Here is a 6,408-nt window from a genome sequence, read left to right as displayed (position 1 = left end):
CATTCATCCCACTACCTTAGAGGTAGGGGATTTCTGCGGTAAAATGTTAAAAGTACTGTCCAAACCTGTATGTTTGAGTAAACGCGTATTGAATATTTCACACGTCCAACCAGAAGGGCAGTTCATAAAACGTGATTTACTAGGATCTTCAGGATCTTTAAACAGCTCAGCATATTTAGGCAAATCTTGATAGCTGCGTAGACCTGGATTTTCTTCTAATACATAGTCAGGGACATACCAACCTTGAGTTGCACCGCCCTTAAGCGTATCACCAATAACTGCTACCTTATTCTGCTCAATGGCTTGCTCCATGATTGGTGAGCGACCAACCCACTGTTCACCAATGACTTGGATATCATTCTGTGACAACGCAGTATCAAGCGCAGGCCCTGCTCCTGGCACTTCTTCCACTGTGCAGCCATAACCCTCTTCAGCTATATATTTGAGCACTCCTGATGTGAACTGGCCACTCTCCCATGTCAATGCGCCAAACTTAATCGGTGATTCACAAGCTGCTGACGCCGATATGGGCAATAACAGCGAGATCGTACAGAGTAAACTTAACGCAATCCACTGGCGCATAGGTCATCCTATTGATAGTTGCTACGGCATTAATCCGCTAATACGGTACTGCTTTTTAGGCTTATGATAAAGTGTATCGACTTATCAGATTGATAACAAATGCTTATTGTTTGGCTGTTCATCATCATTATTTTGCCAGCAGCATTAAGAATAGCGATGAAACCTTATCGACTAATCTATATTTTTCACAAAAAAGCACCTACTTAAGTAGATGCTTTTGCTTCATATTTATCCAAACAGCCTACCAGCCTATTTACTTCAAAAACAATGCCATGGCTTTTTTAAACAGACCGCCATATGGTGGTAACAGTAAGTTCATGCCATTGATTTTTGTTTGGACAAAGACCGGCTTCATATGACTCAAACGCTCAAAGCCAGCTTTGCCATGATATGCTCCTGTGCCTGAGTCGCCAACGCCACCAAATGGCAGATCGTGCTGCGCCGCATGCATAATGACTTCGTTGATACATAGACCACCAGAGACAGTATCATTTCTGACCTTTTCAATATCATTATAGCGTTCGCCAAAGACGTATAACGCTAATGGTCGTGGACGTGAATTAACAAACTGAACCGCATCATCAATCGTATCGTAATGAACCAATGGCAAAATCGGCGCAAATAGTTCATTTTGCATTACTTCACTATCATCCGCTGGCTCAGTCACAATCATTGGTGGCATCAGTCGTGTTTCTATGTCTACTTCCACATCAGTAAGTGCGTGGATATCGGCTTTTTGTATGCCAGATAGATAGCCTTGTACACGTGTGAACTGCTCACCGTTGATGATACGTGAATAATCAGGGTTGTTTTCGATATTGGGATAATGCTTTGCCATCCATTCTTTCGCTAAATGGATGAATTCTTTATGGTGTTGCCGCTGAAGTAATACATAATCAGGTGCGATACAGGTTTGACCGGCGTTTAAGGTTTTACCCATCATCACACGATTGACCACGGACTCTAAATTGGCCTCATTCAAAACGATTACTGGTGACTTACCACCTAATTCCAGCGTAACGGGGGTTAAATTAGGCGCTGCAGCAGCCATGATTTTTTTCCCAACAGCAGTAGATCCTGTGTAGAGCAAGTGGTCAAACGGAAGCTCACTAAACGCAACGGCCATGTCAACCTCACCTACCACCACACAAACCATATCTGGTGAGAAATAATGGGCTATAGCGTCGGCAAACATCTGAGCAAATCGTGGTGCTGCCTCACTCATTTTAATCATCACCCTATTACCCGCAGTGAGCGCATCAATCATAGGTCCTATTGCCAAAAACAGTGGATAATTCCAAGGCACCATAATACCGACCACACCTAGTGGCTGTGGTAGTATTTCATTGTGGGCGGGCATGTATAATGCGGAAATAGGCGCACGCTGTGCCTTCATCCATTTTTTTCCGTGCTTTTTGGCATGACTGATACCAGTGAAGCTAGGAAATAATTCAGCAAACTGGGTTTCTGATTCGCTACGATAACCAAAGTCTGCACTGATTGCGTTTGCAAAAATGTCTTGATTATCACTCAGCATGATTTCGAGGTGATCGAGCTGAATCTCTCGCGTTGCCCAATCATTTATGGGCTGCGATCGGCTGAGAGCATGCAAGTGCTCAAACTGCGCTTGCATTTCTGCCACAGAGTGCGCAATACTTAGTGATGGGTTGTGCACTTCGTCATTGCTGCTTTGAATACTATCTGTCATTGACTTTCCTTGTTGTAGAACAGGATCCATACTGGAATCATTTTATTATTCTTCAGTGAAAGGTCTTATATTTTGAAAGGTTTTACACTCCCATGATATCAGTGAGCCATGTTTGGCCAGCTATCACTTGGATCAAAAAATCTGGTTACTGGCCAGCTATTTTGTGCTAACCACTACTAGCCAATCATTACTAACTATAAAGCCTTTATGAGGTGTCGCTGCTTGGATTTCAATGTAGCGCATCCATGGTTCAATGAACAGCATATTCATCTGACTAGGGCGTTTTGTAAAATCCAAAGATTTTGATGCAGATGCTACGCCTTATACAGCGGTGACATCAAGTTCCATTACTTTCATCAGGGCGTGTCCTCATTTTGAAAATGGTAATAAAAATGAGATAAATGGCAGTCAAACAAGGAAAATAGCGCAGATAATATCGAGATATTAGTCAGCTATTTGACACCGTTTGGCAACATTTAGCCATTTTTAACCCATTTAGATGACTATCGATTAAATTGAGGGCACGCCCTAATTGCCTTTTTTCATTACTATACTATTCGTTGACTAAAATGATATAGTCCTCTCGCTTCAAAACAGCATTTCCTCATCACAGTCATCGATACTGCTTTGACCAAAGGCACACCACACCAGCGATAAACAACTGTAGATCAATCAACATTAAGATGAACACTCTCATGCCAAACGCCACACAACCTATCAGCGATATGCTAGTCAGCAGATCTTTATCAGCAGCCGACTACGTCCCTACTCTCGATGCGATGCTGGCACGCACACTGGAACGTATCGCCTTAAAAAAAGAACAAAGCATACGCACCGCTGATGAGCTTTGGATCGTCGATCATAATGACGTCTATACCTTAGGACAGGCTGGCAAAGAAGAACACATATTGCGCCACACGGACACCCCTATCATTAAGACAGACAGAGGTGGTCAAGTAACATGGCACGGACACGGACAAGTGGTCTTGTATTGGCTGTTTGACTTACACAGCTTGGGTTGGAGTGTACGGACATTGGTGTCCCATGCTGAGCAAGCCATCGAAGACGTGACCAATGACTGTTTACAAAGCCATGCCTTATCAAACACTGCAGGAATCAGTGCTCATGCTCGCCGTGATGCACCCGGCGTTTATCTCTATGCCAACACACCTAAAACTTTGAACGATAGCAAATCCTCTATTAAAGATACAGACACTGATGATACGATTATGCTCGGCAAAATGGCGTCACTGGGCTTTAAAATCAAACAGGGTTTTAGCTACCATGGCATCGCCATCAATCTAAATTGTGACTTGTCCGCATTTAATGCTATCAATCCTTGTGGCTACGCCGGCATGCAAATGTTGAGACTTTCAGACTTTGTGGCTATGCAAGCCAACACCGAGCAAAGCAATTCACAGCAACAACAGTCAAGCACACACATAAACCCACAAGGAAAAAATTTTTTATCCTACGAGCAAGTAATACAAAAGCTACTCGATAACATAGCAGACCGTCATGCAGGAAGGATTGAACTACGAGACATAGAGATAAAAGAAAATCGTTGAGTCTTTTTGAGCATAATGTTTTGTGCATTTAGACCTAAGCATATTTAAAAGCATGCACGAAACTGGTTACTTGTGCGACTAGCATAAAATGCAAAGTAAGAGGTTTGTTATGACACACATTGCTTGTTATAATCGCAAACGGTACAAACTGGCAGTATAGCTCCCGTCTTTTAAACTGGTTTTCTGTTATAATCGCAGGCGGCAAATACTGGGCGCTGTAATAATCTTGCAGAGTCGTAGCCCAAACCTTTATCTCTTCCTTATACTTAAGTATTCTAAACAAAAAAAACGGAGCCCTTCATGGCAGATTTCAACAAAATTTTAGACGCAGGTGACGTAGACGGCGGCATTATCAACGCAGTAGTAGAAATCCCTACTGGTAGCAGCCACAAGATTGAATGGAATCGCGACCTAGCTGTATTTGAGCTTGATCGTATTGACCCTCAAATCTTTGCTAAACCTTGCAACTACGGCTTTATCCCTCAAACACTAGACGAAGATGGCGATGAGCTTGACGTTTTATTGTTAACTGAACAGCCTTTACCAACAGGCATCTTCCTAAAAGCCAAAGTTATCGGTGTCATGAAGTTCGTTGATGATGGCGAAGTCGATGACAAAATTGTTGTTGTACCAGCTGATGACCGTGACACAGGTAACGCTTACAACAGCTTAGACGATCTGCCAAAACAGCTAATCAACCAGCTAGAATACCACTTCAGCCACTACAAAGACCTTAAAAAGCCAGGTAGCACTGTTGTTGAATCTTGGGGTGACGTAGCAGAAGCTAAAGAAGTCATCAAAGAAGCAATCCAACGTTGGAACGACCTATAATTTCTCAATGAATAGCAGAAATGCTAATACTATTGATACTAAAATACCGCAGTCATTATTTTGACTGCGGTATTTTTTTACTTGAATACTACTACTGAATAATGCTTAGGTCTTGAATATTACTTGGATAAAGTGGTTATAATAAGCCCTACTGTACTGCATGCCAACACCGCAATAAGGAAAATCATGTTTAACCCCGACCCTAGCAAAAAAACTGCCAACCCAAAGCTGTCAAAAGAGGTCATCATGATGATCGAAAAGAACAATCTGGTGATGGCAATTAAAACGTTGGCGGAAGATAAAAATATCAGCATGGAAGAAGCCAAGGTTCAAATCGACGCTTATGAAACAACACTAAAGGTAAAGCAGCAGCAAAACCTCAATACCATCGCTAACAACCAAGGCATCTCGAACCATGCCATTAGTTTCGATAGAGAGCAAAATACTGCTAAAAATACTGAACAGAAAACAACAGATGATGACGCAGAAACTGAGCACAATGAAGGCTTTAAAAGTCTGCAAGAAGGTTTTAATAAAGAGCTCAATGACTTAGGCTATAAGAAACCACTGCTACCTTATTGGCTAAAACGATTATTAATTATTGCTGTTATTAGCGTGGGTTTGTTTTGGATAATATGGAGAGTGTTTGGTTAGAGGGCACATCCATTGCAGTATTCACAAAAAAATGGACGCAACAGCGTCCTTTTTTTATATTTCAAATAATTGCCATAAATCATGTGGCCAATATCTGTGAGTCTCAATAGGCTCTAATGGTGTTCACCAGGCAGAATCCTAGCAAAAATACGCTGAGCAATGTTTGGCTTTTTATCGGTAGTCAGTCCAGCACGGGTACTTGGAAAAATACGATAGCCAATTGATTGAATACCGACGTTAAATGCTGGTACCAGTGAGTACGTCGCCGATGCAAACTTTCCCATATTACTGGCAATACTATTTGGCTTATCGACGATAGCTCTTGCAACCATCAACGCAGCTTCGTCAGGCATTAACGCTGGCATGTAACGATATAGCTTGGTTGGAGCAATCATAGGCGTACGAACCAATGGCATAAATATATTGGTAATCGTCACATTATCCCCTTTTACTTCAGCAGCTAAGCAACGACTAAAAGCATCCAATGCCGACTTGGATGCGACATAAGCGGCAAAACGCGGGCTATTCGCCAGTACACCAATCGAGGATATGTTAACAATTTGACCCGTCTGACGTTCAATCATCGTCGGCAAAAATCCAAGAACTATTTTAACAGCACCAAAGTAGTTAATATCCATGGTGCGTTCAAAATCATGGAAACGATTCACTGATTCGTGGACTGAACGACGAATTGAACGACCTGCGTTATTCACCAAGACGTCGACATGACCAAAATCAGCAAGGATTTTTTTGCCGATTTCTTCGATGTCATCCATATTGGTAAGATCGCACGGGTAGTAGCTGGCTTTACCGCCGAGCGTTTCGATATTATCCGTGACAGCCTTTAGTTTTTCTTCCGTACGTGCTATTAGAATTACATGGGCACCACACTCACTGAGCAAAAAAGCTGTACGCTCACCGATGCCGCTCGACGCGCCAGTAACAATAATGTTCTTATCTTTGACCGCTTTGGTAATTTCTTCTTTCGATGGGTTGGCCATTTTAAATCCTTTTTGTTTTGTATCTTCCTATTGATGATATACTTTCATAGCATAGCAAAAAAAT

The 6,408-nt window shown here is 42.1% G+C and carries 6 protein-coding genes; 3 read left to right on the top strand and 3 right to left on the bottom strand.

Going from position 1 to position 6,408, the window contains the following annotated elements:
• Window positions 1-3 precede the first annotated feature (3 nt).
• Both L0J61_RS08220 and L0J61_RS08215 read right to left on the bottom strand, forming a co-directional pair.
• Window positions 4-582: a glycine betaine ABC transporter substrate-binding protein gene (locus L0J61_RS08220; protein WP_301465965.1), complete on the bottom strand. Its 579-nt coding sequence runs from the start codon at window positions 580-582 to the stop codon at window positions 4-6.
• Window positions 583-835: 253 nt separating this feature from the next.
• Complete coding sequence (locus L0J61_RS08215) at window positions 836-2,290, bottom strand: coniferyl aldehyde dehydrogenase (RefSeq protein ID WP_301465964.1); 1,455 nt, start codon at window positions 2,288-2,290, stop codon at window positions 836-838.
• A gap of 725 nt (window positions 2,291-3,015) precedes the next feature.
• On the opposite strand from L0J61_RS08215, the gene lipB reads away from it, so the two are divergent.
• The 3 genes from lipB to L0J61_RS08200 all read left to right on the top strand — a co-directional run bounded on the left by lipB (window position 3,016) and on the right by L0J61_RS08200 (window position 5,343).
• Window positions 3,016-3,858 (top strand): lipoyl(octanoyl) transferase LipB, encoded by an 843-nt coding sequence (gene lipB / locus L0J61_RS08210; RefSeq protein WP_301465966.1) that lies wholly within the window; start codon window positions 3,016-3,018, stop codon window positions 3,856-3,858.
• Window positions 3,859-4,158: 300 nt separating this feature from the next.
• Window positions 4,159-4,689 carry an inorganic diphosphatase gene (locus tag L0J61_RS08205; RefSeq protein WP_301465963.1) on the top strand — a complete coding sequence of 177 codons (531 nt, stop codon included), beginning with the start codon at window positions 4,159-4,161 and terminating at the stop codon, window positions 4,687-4,689.
• A 186-nt stretch (window positions 4,690-4,875) separates the two neighbouring features.
• Complete coding sequence (locus tag L0J61_RS08200; protein ID WP_301465962.1) at window positions 4,876-5,343, top strand: hypothetical protein; 468 nt, start codon at window positions 4,876-4,878, stop codon at window positions 5,341-5,343.
• Window positions 5,344-5,456: 113 nt separating this feature from the next.
• On the opposite strand, the gene L0J61_RS08195 is transcribed toward L0J61_RS08200, so the two are convergent.
• Window positions 5,457-6,344 (bottom strand): SDR family NAD(P)-dependent oxidoreductase, encoded by an 888-nt coding sequence (locus tag L0J61_RS08195; protein ID WP_301465961.1) that lies wholly within the window; start codon window positions 6,342-6,344, stop codon window positions 5,457-5,459.
• Window positions 6,345-6,408 lie beyond the last annotated feature (64 nt).

Origin of the sequence: Psychrobacter sp. (genome assembly GCF_030457785.1) — a bacterium.
Classification (GTDB): Bacteria; Pseudomonadota; Gammaproteobacteria; order Pseudomonadales; family Moraxellaceae; genus Psychrobacter.
This window is presented reverse-complemented; position numbering and strand designations above follow the sequence as displayed.

What these genes read in the sequence shown, in the direction of transcription:
- L0J61_RS08220 (WP_301465965.1), bottom strand. Translation starts at nt 582, where the DNA reads ATGCGCCAGTGGATTGCGTTAAGTTTACTCTGTACGATCTCGCTGTTA.
- L0J61_RS08215 (WP_301465964.1), bottom strand. Translation starts at nt 2,290, where the DNA reads ATGACAGATAGTATTCAAAGCAGCAATGACGAAGTGCACAACCCATCA.
- lipB (WP_301465966.1), top strand. Translation starts at nt 3,016, where the DNA reads ATGCTAGTCAGCAGATCTTTATCAGCAGCCGACTACGTCCCTACTCTC.
- L0J61_RS08205 (WP_301465963.1), top strand. Translation starts at nt 4,159, where the DNA reads ATGGCAGATTTCAACAAAATTTTAGACGCAGGTGACGTAGACGGCGGC.
- L0J61_RS08200 (WP_301465962.1), top strand. Translation starts at nt 4,876, where the DNA reads ATGTTTAACCCCGACCCTAGCAAAAAAACTGCCAACCCAAAGCTGTCA.
- L0J61_RS08195 (WP_301465961.1), bottom strand. Translation starts at nt 6,344, where the DNA reads ATGGCCAACCCATCGAAAGAAGAAATTACCAAAGCGGTCAAAGATAAG.